General features: G+C 41.0%; 13 protein-coding genes. 2 read left to right on the top strand and 11 right to left on the bottom strand.

The window, feature by feature from the left end; genetic code table 11:
* Positions 1 to 17 precede the first annotated feature (17 nt).
* From sdbB to ACLV7H_RS04660, 9 genes are all read right to left on the bottom strand, one after another.
* Positions 18 to 563 (bottom strand): thiol-disulfide oxidoreductase-associated lipoprotein SdbB, encoded by a 546-nt coding sequence (sdbB, locus tag ACLV7H_RS04700; protein ID WP_411866500.1) that lies wholly within the window; start codon positions 561 to 563, stop codon positions 18 to 20.
* A 12-nt stretch (positions 564 to 575) separates the two neighbouring features.
* On the bottom strand, positions 576 to 1,283 hold the full coding sequence (ccdA2, locus tag ACLV7H_RS04695; RefSeq protein WP_045591534.1) for a thiol-disulfide oxidoreductase-associated membrane protein CcdA2: 708 nt from the start codon (positions 1,281 to 1,283) through the stop codon (positions 576 to 578).
* A 126-nt stretch (positions 1,284 to 1,409) separates the two neighbouring features.
* Positions 1,410 to 2,270, bottom strand: a complete 861-nt coding sequence (locus tag ACLV7H_RS04690) for a methionyl aminopeptidase (protein WP_045591537.1) — start codon at positions 2,268 to 2,270, stop codon at positions 1,410 to 1,412.
* Between the two features lie 15 nt (positions 2,271 to 2,285).
* Entirely contained in the window at positions 2,286 to 3,563 is a 1,278-nt protein-coding gene (spxR, locus tag ACLV7H_RS04685) for a CBS-HotDog domain-containing transcription factor SpxR (protein ID WP_045591538.1), read from the bottom strand.
* Positions 3,556 to 4,107 (bottom strand): GNAT family N-acetyltransferase, encoded by a 552-nt coding sequence (locus tag ACLV7H_RS04680; protein WP_045591541.1) that lies wholly within the window; start codon positions 4,105 to 4,107, stop codon positions 3,556 to 3,558. Before ACLV7H_RS04680 ends, spxR begins: the two co-directional genes overlap by 8 nt.
* Before the next feature lie 15 nt (positions 4,108 to 4,122).
* Entirely contained in the window at positions 4,123 to 5,382 is a 1,260-nt protein-coding gene (locus tag ACLV7H_RS04675) for a UDP-N-acetylglucosamine 1-carboxyvinyltransferase (protein ID WP_411866499.1), read from the bottom strand.
* Between the two features lie 161 nt (positions 5,383 to 5,543).
* Complete coding sequence (pyk, locus tag ACLV7H_RS04670) at positions 5,544 to 7,049, bottom strand: pyruvate kinase (protein ID WP_045591544.1); 1,506 nt, start codon at positions 7,047 to 7,049, stop codon at positions 5,544 to 5,546.
* Positions 7,050 to 7,115: 66 nt separating this feature from the next.
* Entirely contained in the window at positions 7,116 to 8,123 is a 1,008-nt protein-coding gene (pfkA, locus tag ACLV7H_RS04665) for a 6-phosphofructokinase (RefSeq protein WP_045591546.1), read from the bottom strand.
* 80 nt (positions 8,124 to 8,203) lie between these two features.
* Complete coding sequence (locus ACLV7H_RS04660) at positions 8,204 to 11,305, bottom strand: DNA polymerase III subunit alpha (protein WP_411866498.1); 3,102 nt, start codon at positions 11,303 to 11,305, stop codon at positions 8,204 to 8,206.
* Between the two features lie 386 nt (positions 11,306 to 11,691).
* Here ACLV7H_RS04660 and ACLV7H_RS04655 point away from each other — a divergent pair, with 386 nt between their 5' ends.
* Positions 11,692 to 13,974, top strand: coding sequence for a Xaa-Pro dipeptidyl-peptidase (locus ACLV7H_RS04655; protein WP_411866497.1), 2,283 nt, complete (start codon positions 11,692 to 11,694; stop codon positions 13,972 to 13,974).
* Between the two features lie 520 nt (positions 13,975 to 14,494).
* Entirely contained in the window at positions 14,495 to 14,965 is a 471-nt protein-coding gene (locus ACLV7H_RS04650; protein WP_045591554.1) for an arginine repressor, read from the top strand.
* A 35-nt stretch (positions 14,966 to 15,000) separates the two neighbouring features.
* On the opposite strand, the gene ACLV7H_RS04645 is transcribed toward ACLV7H_RS04650, so the two are convergent.
* The gene (locus tag ACLV7H_RS04645; RefSeq protein WP_045591556.1) at positions 15,001 to 15,165 is read right to left on the bottom strand and encodes a hypothetical protein; all 165 of its coding nucleotides are present in this window, start codon (positions 15,163 to 15,165) and stop codon (positions 15,001 to 15,003) included.
* Positions 15,166 to 15,174: 9 nt separating this feature from the next.
* Positions 15,175 to 16,485: a GTPase ObgE gene (gene obgE, locus ACLV7H_RS04640; RefSeq protein ID WP_000061637.1), complete on the bottom strand. Its 1,311-nt coding sequence runs from the start codon at positions 16,483 to 16,485 to the stop codon at positions 15,175 to 15,177.
* Positions 16,486 to 16,503 lie beyond the last annotated feature (18 nt).

Here is a 16,503-nt window from a genome sequence, read left to right as displayed (position 1 = left end):
ACAATCGCGATTTTTCTTTATTTCATTTCTTTAAAAGCCGCTTCTGCATCAGCATTGCTAATAGCACCAAATTGTATTTTTCCAATTTTACCCTGACTGTCAATCAAGTATTCCGTTGGAATACTACGAATTTGGTAGGCTTGGAAGGTAGTTGCTTGCGTATCATATAGAACTGGAATATCCTTGTAGCCTTGTTCTTGGTACCATTTTGGAAAGTCTTGAACTGTTTTTTCACCTTGTAAACCAGGTGCAATGACACTCAAGATTTCAAAGTCCCGATCTTGTTTTGCAGCTAATTCCATCAACTCTGGCATGCTTTTTTTACATGGTCCACACCAAGAAGCCCAGAATTTCAAATAGATTTTTTTGCCCTTATAGTCTGATAATTTGACTTCTTTGCCATCCATAGACTGCAGGGTGAAGTCTGGTGCATCCTTACCGACTGCGATTTGTTGTACAGCAGGTTGTTTTGGACTGCTTGTCTGTTTGGTTTCTTTTTCACCACAGGCAATCAACAAGAATAGAGACATGAGGCTCAATCCAGCAAAAATAACTTTTTTCATCTTTTTCTCCTTTTATCCAAGAATTCCTGATAAGGCATTTAACTGCCCTAGCATTAATAATAATCCCATCAAAATAATCAAAGCTCCCCCGATTTTCTTTAGTAGGATCATATGAGGTTTTAATTTACTAAAATAGGGCATAATCCAGCCCGAAGCCAGGGCCAAAACAATGAAAGGAAGGGCCATTCCCAATGTGTATACTAATGTTAACACGGCTCCTTGCCATGCACCATTGCCACCTGAAGCTGCTAGAGCCAAGACTGAACTTAAGACTGGTCCAATACAAGGGGTCCAACCAAAACTAAAGGTTATCCCAAGTAAAAAGGCTGACAGATAGTGATTCGACTTGGATTGTTTGAAGGTGACTGTCTTTTGAACCTCCAGTTTATTGAAATGCAAGATTTCCATCTGGTGAAGACCCAAAAGGATAATGAATGATCCCATAACATAACGAAACCAGTCTGCATAGAGCATGTGCCCTAGGAATCCAGCTCCAAATCCTAAAATAAAGAAAATGAGGGAGATTCCTGCAATAAAACACAAGGTCCGAACTAATCCTGACCATGCAACGTCTCTTCCAAAAAAGCGAAAGCTTTTCGAATTTCCCTGATCATCCAGTAAAATACCAGCATAGACAGGTAGCAAAGGAAAGATGCAGGGTGAAAAGAAGGACAGAATACCTGCTAAAAAAACGGATACTAGAAATATAATCGACTCCAACGAATTACCTACTTTCTCAAAATTCTAATCCTATTTTACTACAAAAGAATAAATTTGTAAGAAGTCTGCTACGTTTATTTATTTTGACTAAATTTGACACAAAAAAAGGAGCTAAGCTCCTTTATTTTAATACGTTCCTTCTTCACCTTGACTAGTCAAAATAACAGGACCGTCTTTAGTAATCACAAACTGGTGTTCATATTGGCAAGACAGGCCACCATCTATAGTCTTATGAGCCCAGCCAGTCTTCATATCTGTATCAATTTCCCAGTCACCAGTATTGATCATGGGTTCAATGGTTAGTACCATTCCTTCACGGAGACGGAGCCCACGGCCTGCTATACCGTAGTTAGGAACCATTGGCTCTTCGTGCATAGTTGGACCAACACCATGACCAACCAAATCACGTACGACACCATAACCGCGACTTTCAGCGTATTCTTGAATGGCCGCACCGATATCACCGATGCGATTGCCAAGAACTGCTTTCTCAATCCCTATATACATAGCTTCCTTGGTCACGTCCATCAAGTTTTTCACTTCTTCAGACGGTGTACCAACCGCATAAGCCCAGCATGAGTCTGCTAAACCACCAGTATAACTTTGGGTGTATTTTTTCATTTGCTCAACATTGTTGAAGTTGAGTTTAGATACATTAAGGTCGGATTTGGAAATCGGACCTCCCAGTACCATATCAACCTTGAGCAAATCGCCATCTTTCAAGATGTAATGACGTGGAAAAGCGTGAGCTACTTCGTCGTTGAGAGAGCAACAAGTGGCATAAGGGTAATCCATGACTGCACCATCTACTCCAATCTGTAAAGGAAGGAAATTTTCCTCTTTACAACGTCGACGAACGTACTCTTCAACTTCCCACATATCCACGCCTGGCTTAATCAAATCACGTAAGCCGATATGGATACTTGCTAGGAAATCACCAGCCTTGTCCATGGCTTCGATTTCACGTGCTGATTTTAAAGTTATCATTTTTTCTCCTAGATTCTAATTAATTTTAACCGTAACATTTGCTTTTGAAACAATCTGATGCCCATGATAAATATCATAATCAATAATAGCTGAGCGCCTCGTGTGGTGAATAATACGAGCCTGAATCCGCAGAGTATCATCTATCTGTACAGCCTGCAAGAAATAAATCAACATCTGTTCAATGATGAGATTACGTCCACTATTCACAACGAGGTCTTGGGTCATATGGTTGAGGATTTCAGCCAAGACTCCATTAGCAAGAACCCCATTTTTCTCCAACATGAAGGGCTCAACAGTAATGACGACTTCATCATGATGATAAGAAAGTTTTTGCCCGATTTGCTCGGAGAAAGTCGGCAAAGCAGAAACTTGGGAACGACTCATCTTTTCCATGACATCTCGTCTTGTTACGACACCGAGTAAAGTTTGGTTACTTCTGACAACGGGAACCATCTCAAAGTCTTCTGCAATCATTCGTTGACTGACATTGGCAATATTGGTCGCTAAGCCTGTTACAAAGATACTTCGCGTCATCACCTTGTCAATCGTTGTACTGGGAGACTTGTCTCCTGCGTCACGCATGGTAACAACTCCAACAATCACTTGGTGTTGGTTAATGACTGGGAAACGACTACTTCTGTTCTTACGAACCAAGTCTAGATAGTCTTTGACTGTATCCGTTTCTCTCAAAAAACCATACTCGTGACTGGGACGATAGAGCTTCTCGACTGTCAGAATATCGGTTTTGATTTGAACATTTGAGAGAGCTTTGTTAATCATGGTCGCTACTGTAAAAGTATCATGTTTACTCCTCAGAACTGGAATCCCTTTTTTATTAGCCAACTCAAGAACATCGTCCTGAACATGAAAACCACCTGTCACAAGGACCGCATTTTCATTTTCCAGCGCTAAAAGTTGAATGCGAGTGCGGTCTCCTACAATCAAAAGACCACCATCATGGAGATAGGACAGGATATTTTGCTCTGTCATAGCCCCAATGGAGAATTTGCTAAACTCTCTCTCCAACCCTTCCTGACCAGCTAAAACTTCAGATGAGATGACTTCAGCAATTTCAGCATAGGTTAGCCGCTCAATAGCCACTTTCTGGGACTTGATCCGTATAGTTCCACTACGTGGCCGAGTTTCAACGATGCCACGATTCTCAGCTTCTTTGATAGCTCGGTAGGCTGTTCCGTCACTAACACCGAGGTGATTGGAAATACTGCGAACACTAACTCTCTTCCCAATTGGCAACTCTTCCAGATAGGACAAAATTTCCTGGTGTTTACTCATTGAATTCTCCTTTTATGTATCGAAATTCAAGATAGTCCCTCATTTTTCGTGTATAGCGATCGCTTCCCTTAAACTGTCGGACGAGGCTAAAGCTCGATTTTAAGGCTACTTTTTGACTAGCATGATTCTCCAAATGAGTGATGATGGATAATTGTTTCAAACCAAATTCTTCAAAGGAAAGCTGACAAAGCTTGGTAACCACTTCTGTCATATAACCTTGCGACCAAGAATCCTTTTTTAAGAAATAACCAATTTCTGCTTCTTTTTTGATTTCATCGATTTTTTCAAATTTAATAGAGCCAATCATTTCTTGATTCCCTTGGAGACAAATTGCCCAAACACCCAGAGGATTCTTCATAAAATAGTTAGCAAGTGCGTACTGACTTTCTTCCAAACTTGCTTGACTGGGAAAAATAAACTGCAAATTCTCAGGGTTTGAAGCAATCTCGAAAAACGCTTGACTGTCACTAAAAAAGAAAGGACGCAAATACAAGCGCTCCGTTTCAAAAAAAGAAAACATTGCTAATTTGGTCCAAATATTCATAATCACCTCAACTGCTTAGTCTTCAACGAGTGTAATATCCGCTCCAAGACTACGCAATTTTTCAATAATATCTGAGTAGCCACGAAGGATAAACTCAATATTCGTAATTTCAGTCTGGCCTTGAGCCATCAATCCAGCAATCACAAGTGCGGCACCCGCTCGCAAATCTGTAGCTTTGACACTTGCTCCATGCAAGGTACGACCACCTTTATAGATAATGTGATCATTCGTAGTCGTAATATCCGCATCCATTTTTGCTAACTCAAAGACATGGTTGACACGTTTTTCGTAAATGGTATCAATAATCGTTCCACGGCCTTGAGCTGTTAATAAAAGTGGCGTGATAGGCTGTTGCAAATCAGTCGCAAAACCAGGATAAGGAGCAGTTTTAATATTGATTGCCTTCAAGTCTGACTGCTCTTCAACGAAGATGCTGTCTTCTGAGACCGTCATACGAACGCCCATTTCCTCTAGTTTGGCGATAAAGCCTTCTAAGTGTTCATAGAGAACGTTGTTAATACGAATTCCTTTACCAACCGCTGCAGCAAGTGAAATATAGGTTCCAGCTTCGATGCGGTCTGGAATTACTTGATGACGAGTCCCATGAAGTTTCTCGACACCATCAATAATGATAATATCAGTCCCTGCACCACGAATATGGGCCCCCATATTGTTCAAAAGGGTAGCCACATCAATGATTTCTGGTTCACGAGCCGCATTTTCAATGACAGTACGCCCCTTTGCTTTGACCGCGGCAATCATAGTGTTAATCGTTGCACCAACGCTAACGGTGTCCATGTAAATACTTGCTCCATAAAGACCCTTGCCTTGGGCAGATAAATTCATATTATCTCCATCATAGCTCACCTTAGCCCCCATAGCTTCAAAGGCTTTTAAGTGAAGGTCAATCGGACGAGGTCCCAGATCACATCCGCCAGGAAGTCCTACCGTAGCTTCGCCAAAGCGCCCCAAAAGACTTCCGTAAAAGTAATAAGAAGCACGCAAGCTATTAATCTTGCCATATGGCATTGGAATGTTTTGAACACCTCTTGGATCAATCTCCAAGACATCGTCATAACGCTTAACAGTCGCCCCCATAAGTTCCATGATTTCGACAAGACTAGCAACGTCTGAAATATCTGGAACACAATCTAAAGTGACAATATCATCTGATAAGATAATAGCTGGAATAAGCGCTACAACACTATTTTTAGCACCACTAATGGTGATCTCACCTTGCAATGGACGTCCACCATCGATGACAATTTTTCTCATGTTTTACTCTTTCAAAATTTACTAAAAAGGTCTTTCCATTCTATTATACCATAATTTTCAGTTTTTTCCCATCCCTATTTACTAAAATACAATCTCATTTTGATAAAAAAAGACCTATCACTCAAGCTTTTCAGCTTGAAATGATAGGTCTTTGTGTTAGATTAACGTACAGTACGGATACGCATTGTGTTTGTACGAACAGCTTCGCCAAGTGGCACACCTGCAACGATAACAATATCATCACCAGATTCTACCAAACCTTGCTCAACTGCAATTCTTTCAGCGAGATCAAACATATCATCAGTGTTTGATGGGCGATCAGTTGTTACTGGGATAACTCCCCAGTTAAGCATCAAACCACGCTGAGTCAATTCATCGAAAGTGATTGCCAAGATATCAGCATCTGGACGGTATTTAGAAATCAAACGAGCAGTGTGACCTGTCTTAGTAAGAGTAACCACCAACTTGATATTCATAGAGTTTGTCGCATCCTTAACAGCTGAAGCCATAACCTCAGTCTTAGAATTACGTGACAAGCTAACAGACGACAAGCGACCGTATTCTTTTAAAAGAGTTTGAGCATTTTTGTCAATAGTTGCCATCGTAGTAACTGACTCAAGTGGATATTTACCATTTGCAGACTCACCTGAAAGCATTGTAGCGTCGGTTCCGTCAATAACAGCGTTAAACACGTCTGATACTTCTGAACGCGTTGCACGTGGTTTTTCAGTCATTGTTTCAAGCATGTTTGTTGCTGTGATAACGACTTTACCTGCTGCGTTCACTTTAGTGATGATCATTTTTTGGTAAACTGGAACCATTTCGAATGGTACTTCGATACCCATGTCACCACGGGCAATCATGATACCGTCAGCAACTTCAAGGATTTCATCCAAGTTATCGATACCTTGTTGGTTTTCGATTTTCGCAAACAATTGAACGTGACCGTTACCAGTTTCTTCACAGATTGCACGAACTTCTTCGACGTCTTTTGCAGTACGTACAAATGAGATCGCGATGAAGTTGATACCTTGTTCCAAACCGAAACGGATATCATCGTTATCGCGTTCAGCAAGTGCTGGGAAAGGAATTTTAGTGTTTGGGATGTTTACACCTTTTTGTTTAGCGATAATTCCGTCATTTTCAACGACTACTTCAAATTCACGAGTTGCATCGTCTTTTGCGAAAACACGAAGACCGAGTTTACCATCGTCAACCAAAACTTGGTGACCAACTTCAACATCATCGTAGATGTCAAGGGCACCAGCAACGTTCAAAGCAATCACATCACGAGTTGATTTGATACCTTGTTTAGTTGCAACACGGATATTTTCACCAGTTTTGTAAGAGTACTCTTTTGCGTCACCTTCAAACAATTCTGTACGGATTTCAGGTCCTTTAGTATCAAGAAGGAAACCAACTTTTTTACCTGCAAGTTTTTCAGCAAGTTTAACAGTTGCCATACGCTCACCTTGTTCTTGGTGGTCACCGTGTGAGAAGTTGAAACGGAAAGTGTTTGCTCCTGCTTCAATCAGTTTAGCAATGTTTTTAGCTGAAGCTTCAACATCAAGTTTTTCACCCCAGTATCCGTCTTCACCGAATTTTTTACCACCACGGATTTCAACCGCAGGACCTAAAGTTGCAACGATTTTTACACGTTTGTTCATGATTTTTGTAACTCCTTTATATAATTCGACCTTTTAAGGTCATGTTACCATATTAATGAAAGTTGATTAAGACAAGCTCTTGTTTAAGTTAGAGAGTTCAAGATCAGCTTTATGAGGGTTGTTAACAACGATCTTACCATCAGCTGTTAAGCTAAACAAAGCTCCTTCTTCTGCTGTTCCAAGAATTGGATTTTCAACCATTTTTTCGTTACGGATACCAACAGCGACACCACCGATTCCTTGTTTAAGGAGTTTAACAGCGTGTGCACCCATGCGTGATGCTAATACACGGTCACGAGCGGTTGGTGATCCACCACGTTGGATGTGTCCAAGTTCAGTTACACGAAGGTCACTAGTGTCTCCAGCTTCCTTGAGTTTTTTACCAAACTCATCGGCAGACATAACTCCCTCAGCCAAAACGATGATGTTGTGTTTCTTACCACATTCATAACCAGCTTTGATGCTTGCAACGATATCTTCCATCTTGAAGTCTTCTTCAGGGATGATGATTTCGTCAGCACCAGTTGCGATACCTGCCCAAAGAGCAATATCACCAGCGTTACGTCCCATTACTTCAACAACGAAAGTACGACGATGACTTGATGATGTATCACGAATCTTATCAATCGCATCCATTGCAGTAGTGACTGCAGTATCAAATCCAATTGTGAAATCAGTACCTACGATATCGTTATCAATAGTTCCTGGAAGTCCGATAGCTGGGAATCCATGTTCCGTCAAGCGCATAGCTCCGTGATAAGAACCGTCTCCACCGATAACTACGACTCCTTCGATACCGTGTTTTTTCAATTGCTCAATCCCTTTAAGTTGCCCTTCAAGTTGTGCAAACTCAGGGTAACGAGCAGAGTGAAGGAAAGTACCACCACGTGAAATGATGTCTCCTACTGAAGCAGCATCAAGTGGATAAATTTCACCGGCAACCATACCTGCGTATCCATCATAGACACCAAAAACTTCCATTCCTTCTGAGATTGCTTGGCGAACCACCGCACGGATGGCAGCATTCATACCAGGGGCGTCTCCACCACTGGTTAAAACAGCAATACGTTTCATTTGGTTATGCTCCTTTTTCTTTTAACATTCTTACTGATTATACCACATTTACTTGGAAAATTCTTCTATTTTCCGTATTTTTAGCGATAAATCGTTTTCATAGCAATTCCCTCTAATTTTTCCTCTAGAGCAGAATCTTTTTTTACAAAATGTTGAGTAGAAACAACCGTTTTTTGTTCCTCTTCATACCTGATAATGACAGGGATTGGGCCTTTGTATTGTTCTAGAATATTTGAAATCTCTTTATCATTTTCATGATTTTTAACTTGAATCCAGAATCGTTCCGCTACTGCTTCTTTCAAATCTTGTGCAATCATTTGCAGACGACCATCTCGAGATTGAACTTTGCCATTAATGTAGTAAAATTTCCCTTCGGATAAAATGGAAGCAAATTTTCTATATTGGTCTGAAAATACAGTTACATCCATCCGAGACTTACTATCATGAACCTGTAGAAAGGCCATACTCTCGCCCTTCTTAGTTCGAATCACTTTTATTTTTTGTACTTCAACTAGGAGAATGGCTTGAGCTCCCTCAGTAAGATTAGCGATTGGCGTTGTCGGATATAGGGCCTGTTTGGCAAGAGTCTGGAGAGGATGGGCACTGACACCTACCCCAATCAGTTCCTGCTCTTTGTAAAATTTCTCTGCCTCAGTAAAATCTTCAGCTTCAGTCCAACTATAGTTTGTATCCGCAAAGAGACCTCCCAACTCCTCAACAAAGACAAATAAGTTTGGTAGGTTGACTAAGATTTTCTGACGATTCTTGTCAAATTCATCAAAAAGCCCTACTTCAACCAAAGGAGTCAAAAGCGACAGTTTCTTGTAATTCTTGGGAAGACGTGTGACAAAATCTTCAATACTTGAGAAGGGACGATTTTCAATAATCCAGTAAGACAAATCTCTTGGCATGCCCTTAATGGCTTTTAAACCAAGATAGATTTTCTTCTGGGTGATTTTATCATGATAGGGAATGCTGTTGATGGCTAAAGGCGCTACATCAAATCCCATCTGCAGAGCATCTACAATATAATCACTGCTTGAATAATTCAACATGACTTGAAAGAAAATAGCAGGATAATGGGTTTTAAAATAAGCAAGTTGGAATGCCAGGGCTGAATAGGCATAGGCGTGGGATCTGTTAAATCCATAGCCCGCAAACTTTTCCATCACTGCAAAAACTTGGTTGGCTTTTTCTTCTGTATGCCCAAGTTTCATAGCTCCTGTGATAAAATCTTCCTTCATTAAATGCATTTCTTTAGCATTTTTCTTACCCATGGCTCGTCTGAGAATGTCAGCTTTACCAAGACTGAAGCCTCCAAATCGCTGAGCAACCTGCATGACCTGTTCTTGATAGAGCATGATGCCATAAGTTGATGAGAGAATATCCTCCAGGGCTGGGTCCAACACCGTCACCTTTTCTTTACCGTGCTTACGAGCCACAAAATTATCGATATAATCACTTGCGCCTGGTCTATTGAGGGAGGTTGTGACTACTACCTCTTCGAAGACTTGTGGTTTGACCCGTTTCAAGAGTCGAATGGCACCAGGTTGTTCAAATTGGAAAATCCCCTTTGTATTTCCAGCAGCAAAGAGGGCCAAGGTTTCTTTATCTTCCAAATCAATCTCTTCGATTTTCAGATGAACACCTTCTGACTCAGCCAGTAATTCCTGCATTTTTTGGACAAAAGTTAAGTTACGCAGACCTAGGAAATCCATTTTTAGAAGCCCATTGGCTTCAACACCATGAGCATCATACTGAGTGATCAGCATGTCCTCACCATATTTTAGAGGAATATAGTCCGTCAAGTCTTGGTCACTCATAACGACTCCGGCTGCATGGATAGAGGTCTGACGAGGATACCCTTCAATCTTTCGAGCAATCTCAAAAGCTTTTTGGTATTCAATCTTGCTATTGAGGACCTGCCTAAATTGCAAATTCTTTTCATAGGCCGTCGTTAGCGTATCTCGGAAACTGATTTTTTTCGTAATATTTGTTAATTCGTACTCTGGAACGCCATAGCGTTTGAAAACATCACGAATCGCCTGTTTTGCTCCAAAGGTCGAATAAGTGACAATCTGCGCCACATGTTGACTGCCATAGCGATCACGAACATAGCGAATGAACTCTGGTCTATAAAGGTCTGGAATGTCGATATCGATATCGGGCATGGTATAGCGCTCACGATTTAAAAAGCGTTCGAAAATCAGGTTCTTTTCAACCGGGTCAATCCCTGTGATATCAAGTGAGTAAGCCACCAGACTACCAACAGCAGACCCACGCCCCATTCCCATATAGTAGCCTTGGGAACGTCCAAAACGGAGCAAATCCCAAACTACAAGGAAATAGTCATCAAATCCCATATCATGAATCACAGCTAATTCCTCATTCAGTCGCTCATGATAGATAGCTGAGGTTAGCTCCTTGTCAATCAAGCCTTTCTCAGCTCTTGCTCGAAGCTCTTCCACCGCTGGTCTTTCAGGATTAAAGCGAGGAAGTTTTAAACTTGGGTCGATTTGATAGCTTACATTCTCTATCAAATTCTGGAGATTGGCAAGCGCCTGAGGGAAGCGATTTTTAAACCGAGCTTCTAAATCTGAGGCAGGTAAAAAAATCCCTTGTTGTGAATGCACATCTACTTCTCTTAGGCTGACGTTGTCCTTGACTGCTGACAAGATTTGTAAAACTTGTATATCTTCTTTTTCAAAAGAGTTGACTTGATAGAGTGGAAGAATCGATCTGGTAAAGACTTCTTGAGGAGTATCTGGACTGACACCGATAAAATAATCATGCCCCAAATCCAGTTGTTCGACCCCATTAAAATAGGGAACAACAATGGCCACATCTTCGAGGTGGGAGGTGAAGTCAGACCAATTTTTCCGTCCAGTCATTTTTAAAGTGGATAACTTCATCAACTCTTGATAGCCTTTAGTGGATAGGGCTAGAAAACGAAGAGAAATATTCTCCTCATCTTTGATCAAGGTCATTTCAAGACCAATTAAAGGTTGGATGCCATACTTACGAGTCACTTCTAGAAAATGATAGGCTCCATAGAGATTATCCACATCCATAATAGCAAGGTGAGAATAGCCATACTCTTTAGCTGTTTGTACATATTTTTCAATTGAAACCACACTTTCCATAAAACTGTAAACAGTCTTGGTGTCGAGCTGTGCAATCATTTCTTCTCCTCCTTGCTTTCGTTTTACTACTATTATACCATTTTAAGTTGGATATTGAAGCAACTCGGATGCTTTCTTTTCAACATCAGCATTTACAACCTCTCCGTCTTTCTTCCTTTTAGTTTTTAATATTATAAGATAGATTTGAATATCATTTTAGACATTTTTATACTAAGTAAAGTATAATAAAGTCGGATTCTATATGCAATTTCACATATAAAAAATTCTAAGAAAGGGCTTTTTATTATAGTATTTATTCATCATTTTATAATAACTTACTAAATAGGTATTCCGCTTTACGAAATTTCTTGCATTAAAGTTTATTTATTCCATTTTTCCCTATTTTTTGATATAATAAATTCAGTCTGTTTTCAAAGGAGAGAAGCATGCGTTTTAATCAATTTAGCTATCTTCCGACCACTAGTTCTCAACAATTAGATGAACTAGCAAGTCTTGGTCTGGAATTGTCACCTCAACTGCCCTTAAAAAAGCAATTTGAAGACTTCATCCGTTGGAGTTTCTTCAATTATACTAATACCGATTACGCTCTATCTACCATAGCTGCAGATAGAGAAACGGATCTACTGACCTTTTTTCAGTCTGATAAAGAGCTGACAGCTGATATTTTTTACACCGTAGTTTTTCAACTTTTAGGATTTAGCTATCTTGTTGACTTTGAGGATGCCGAACGGTTCCGTAAAGAAACTGGTTTTCCTATTGTTTATGGAGATCTCATTGAAAATCTTCATCAGTTACTCAATACGCGAACGAAAAAAGGAAATACGCTCATCGATCAGCTTGTTAGTGATGGACTCATTTCAGAAGATAATCGCTATCACTACTTTAACGGTAAGAGCTTGGCAACCTTCTCTACTCATGATGTCATTCGTGAAGTAGTCTATGTCGAGAGCCGTGTGGATACTGATAAAGACGGTCTCCCTGATTTAGTCAAAGTCAGCGTTATTCGCCCACGTTACGACGGTCAAGTACCTGCTCTTATGACTGCCAGCCCTTATCACCAAGGGACCAACGACAAAGCCAGTGACAAAGCTCTCTACAAAATGGAGGGAGAGCTTAAAGTCAAACCGCCACACACCATTGAACTTGAGGAACCTAAGCTGAATTTAGTCGAACCTCATGGTCAATCAGAAGTCGTCGCAGAAGCTGAAGAAAAGTTAGCTCATATCAATAGCTCATATACCCTCAACGACTACTTCCTCCCACGTGGATTTGCCAATCTCTATGCATCGGGTATTGGTACCAGGGATTCGCAAGGTCTCATGACCAATGGGGACTACCAGCAGATTGAAGCTTATAAAAATGTCATTGATTGGCTCAATGGTCGTTGTCGTGCTTTCACGGACCACACGCGCAAACGTCAAGTCAAGGCTGACTGGTCAAACGGCAAAGTCGCAACAACAGGAATCTCTTATCTAGGTACCATGTCCAATGGTCTCGCCACCACTGGTGTTGATGGCTTAGAAGTCATCATCGCAGAAGCAGGTATTTCCTCTTGGTACAACTACTATCGGGAAAATGGTCTAGTGACCAGTCCAGGTGGTTACCCAGGTGAGGATTTTGACTCACTTGCTGAATTGACCTACTCCCGCAACCTCCAAGCTGGTGATTATATTCGTGGCAATAAAGCTCATCAAGCTGACTTAGAGAAGGTTAAAGAGAAACTCGATCGCAAGACTGGTGACTACAATCAGTTTTGGCATGACCGCAACTATCTGCGCAATGCTCACAAGGTTCAAGCTGAGGTCGTCTTTACACATGGTTCTCAGGATTGGAACGTCAAACCTCTTCATGTTTACCAGATGTTTCATGCCCTTCCTAGCCATATCAATAAGCACCTCTTTTTCCATCATGGTGCCCATGTCTATATGAACAACTGGCAGTCGATTGACTTCCGAGAGTCCATGAATGCCTTGTTAAGTAAGAAATTGTTAGGACTTGCAACAGACTATCAACTTCCGACTGTTATCTGGCAGGACAATACCGAACCGCAAAGATGGCAAGGTCTTGATGACTTTGGCAAGCAAGATGAACTGCATACCTTCTCTCTTGGAACTGAAGAAAAAGTGATTCAGAACCAGTATGAACAAGAAGATCTTGAGCGTTATGGCAAGACTTACCAGACCTTTAATACTGAACTTTACCAAGGAAAAGCTAATCAGATTACCATTGACCTTCCAGTAAGTCAAGACATTCACTTAAATGGGCGAGTGGAGCTGAAACTTCGTGTCAAATCGAGTACGAACAAGGGCCTATTATCAGCCCAACTGTTAGAAATTGGACAAAAGAAATATCTACAGCCTTATCCAGCTGTTTTAAGTGCTAGAACCATTGATAATGGTCGTTACCACATGTTAGAAAATCTCTGTGAACTACCATTCAACCCAAGTGCCCAACGTGTCCTCACCAAAGGCTACCTTAATCTTCAAAACCGAGATGATCTCTTGACAATCGAAGAAATCCAACCAAATGAATGGATGGACTTCAAGCTAGAGCTTCAACCAACTATCTACAAACTTAAAGAAGGAGATACTCTCCGTTTGGTTCTCTACACAACAGACTTTGAGATTACAATTCGAGATAATACAGACTATCAGTTGACTGTTGATTTACCACAGTCTAGTCTTATCCTACCTTGTCAAAAGGTATAATGTACCAGACTTTCAATATGGAAGTATTCAAAGGAAAAGTCAATGAATTTGACCATTGAACTTCCTATAACCAAGGCTTTCCACTTGAACAGTCGAATCAAACATAAACTTCGTATCAAATTCAGTTCAAATAAGAGTTTTTTAGAAGCCTCTAGACAGAATTTGGACAAAAGATACTCCCTCTAACCAATATGTGTAACCATTTATCATATACGCTACTAGACCACATGTTGGAAATCTCTGTGAATTAACATTTAGAGTGAATTCACAACAAGTCGTGACAAAATGCTACCCAAATTGAATGATTCACTGTCATTAAAGAACATCAATGTAGATGAACGGATTGCTACCCAGTTTATCTGCACGAAACTAGTGACAAGTTAAAAAAAGGAGAATCTCTCCATCTAGTTCTTTATCCTACTGACTTTGACATCATCATACGTGACAATACCGCCTACCACCCGACTGACGTTATCGTTCAGTCCACGCTACTGTACCTTGTAAAAGGAGTATTTACTTTATGAACAAATCAGAACACAGACACCAACTTATCCGCGCCCTCGTTTCAAAAAACAAAATCCATACTCAAGCTGAATTACAAGCCTTGTTAGCGGAAAATGATATCCAAGTTACTCAGGCTACCTTATCACGCGATATCAAAACCATGAACCTTTCAAAAGTTCGCGAAGATGATAATTCTTACTATGTGCTAAATACAGGATCTATCTCCAAATGGGAAAAACGTCTTGAAAACTATATGGAAGACGCTCTTGTTATGTTGCGTCCTGTGCAACACCAAGTTATTTTGAAAACTTTACCCGGTTTAGCCCAATCGTTTGGATCTGTAATTGATTCCTTAGACTTCCCAGATGTCGTTGCAACCCTTTGTGGTGACGATGTCTGCATGATTATCTGTGAAGATGCTACAAAAGCTCAAGCTTGTTTTGAAAGTCTTAAAAAATATGCACCACCATTTTTCTTTAGTGAATAAAATAAATCCCGTGATCAAAAGATCACGGGAATTTTTTATTTCTTTGACTGTGTTTCTTCTTTCTTTGTACGTGCCAATCGAAGAGTGCGTTTAGGATTGAGACGATTAAACAATTCTTCTAGTTTCTTTTCATTCCACACATCTGCTGCAGAAACAAAATTTCCATCTGCATCTCGGAATGATATCGGTTTATCTCCCATATCAATCTCCTAGTCTACAAATTCAAACTCAAACTTGCCGATTCTTACCAAGTCTCCATCCTTAGCTCCACGCGCACGAAGGGCTTCGTCAACCCCCATACCACGAAGCTGACGGGCAAACTTCATGACCGATTCGTCACGGTCAAAGTTGGTCATGTTAAAGAGTTTCATGAGTTTCTCACCAGAAAGTACCCATGTCGCATCATCATCACGACTAATCTCAAAGGCTTTTTCTTCCTCGTCAAAGCCATAGTAAGCCTCTTCTTCCATATCGGATTCATCATAAATCGGGAATTCTGGAGTCTTGTCTAACAACTCGGCTGTGGCATCCAAAAGAGTCGCCAACCCTTGCTTGGTCAGACCAGAAATTGGGAAGATGGCTGGAAGTTCCTCAAACTCGTCGTAGTTTGCTGCCAACTTTTCCTTGAAAGTTTTAAGATTTTCCTGACTTTCAGGCATGTCCATCTTGTTAGCCACGATGATCTGCGGACGTTCCATGAGACGAAGGTTATAAGATTCTAATTCCTTATTGATAGCAAGGTAGTCCTCATAAGGATCACGTCCTTCACTAGCCGACATATCAATGACATGGAGGATAACTCGAGTACGTTCTATATGACGGAGAAACTGGGTTCCAAGACCAACACCTTGACTAGCCCCTTCAATCAAACCTGGAAGGTCTGCAACAGCAAAGGACTCACCTGACTGCGTACGAACCATACCTAAATTAGGGACAATGGTCGTAAAGTGGTAAGCACCGATTTTTGGCTTAGCTGAAGTGATGACACTAAGCAAAGTTGACTTGCCGACAGATGGGAAACCGACCAAGCCGACATCCGCTAGAATCTTCAATTCCAGTTGCAACTCACGTTCTTGACCTGGTTCTCCGTTCTCAGAGATTTCAGGTGCAGGATTTTTTGGCGTTGCAAAACGGATATTTCCACGACCGCCACGACCGCCATGAGCCACGATAAATTCTTGACCATGTTCAATCAAGTCTGTAATGACTTTTCCTGTTTCCGCATCACGTACAGTAGTCCCTTGGGGTACCCGAACACGAAGATCTTCTGCACCACGTCCGTGCATTCCTTTGGTCATCCCTTTTTCACCGGAATCAGCCTTGAAATGACGGTTATAGCGGAAATCCATCAAGGTACGTAAGCCTTCGTCTACCACAAAAACAACGTTACCTCCACGTCCACCATCACCCCCCCAAGGACCGCCATTCGGGACATATTTTTCACGGCGAAAGGCAACCATGCCATCGCCACCATTACCAGCCTTGACCTTAATCTTGGCTGTATCTAAAAACATACTCATATTTTCTTCTCGCTTTAA

It is taken from the genome of Streptococcus oralis (assembly GCF_965111685.1).
GTDB classification, from domain to species: Bacteria; Bacillota; Bacilli; order Lactobacillales; family Streptococcaceae; genus Streptococcus; species Streptococcus oralis_B.
The sequence above is the reverse complement of the archived record's forward strand: the minus strand, read 5'-3'. Positions and strand labels throughout refer to the sequence as shown.

Excerpts from the sequence above, each read along its gene's own strand:
- sdbB (WP_411866500.1), bottom strand. The coding sequence starts at position 563 with ATGAAAAAAGTTATTTTTGCTGGATTGAGCCTCATGTCTCTATTCTTG.
- ACLV7H_RS04690 (WP_045591537.1), bottom strand. The coding sequence starts at position 2,270 with ATGATAACTTTAAAATCAGCACGTGAAATCGAAGCCATGGACAAGGCT.
- spxR (WP_045591538.1), bottom strand. The coding sequence starts at position 3,563 with ATGAGTAAACACCAGGAAATTTTGTCCTATCTGGAAGAGTTGCCAATT.
- ACLV7H_RS04680 (WP_045591541.1), bottom strand. The coding sequence starts at position 4,107 with ATGAATATTTGGACCAAATTAGCAATGTTTTCTTTTTTTGAAACGGAG.
- ACLV7H_RS04675 (WP_411866499.1), bottom strand. The coding sequence starts at position 5,382 with ATGAGAAAAATTGTCATCGATGGTGGACGTCCATTGCAAGGTGAGATC.
- pyk (WP_045591544.1), bottom strand. The coding sequence starts at position 7,049 with ATGAACAAACGTGTAAAAATCGTTGCAACTTTAGGTCCTGCGGTTGAA.
- pfkA (WP_045591546.1), bottom strand. The coding sequence starts at position 8,123 with ATGAAACGTATTGCTGTTTTAACCAGTGGTGGAGACGCCCCTGGTATG.
- ACLV7H_RS04660 (WP_411866498.1), bottom strand. The coding sequence starts at position 11,305 with ATGATTGCACAGCTCGACACCAAGACTGTTTACAGTTTTATGGAAAGT.
- ACLV7H_RS04655 (WP_411866497.1), top strand. The coding sequence starts at position 11,692 with ATGCGTTTTAATCAATTTAGCTATCTTCCGACCACTAGTTCTCAACAA.
- ACLV7H_RS04650 (WP_045591554.1), top strand. The coding sequence starts at position 14,495 with ATGAACAAATCAGAACACAGACACCAACTTATCCGCGCCCTCGTTTCA.
- ACLV7H_RS04645 (WP_045591556.1), bottom strand. The coding sequence starts at position 15,165 with ATGGGAGATAAACCGATATCATTCCGAGATGCAGATGGAAATTTTGTT.
- obgE (WP_000061637.1), bottom strand. The coding sequence starts at position 16,485 with ATGAGTATGTTTTTAGATACAGCCAAGATTAAGGTCAAGGCTGGTAAT.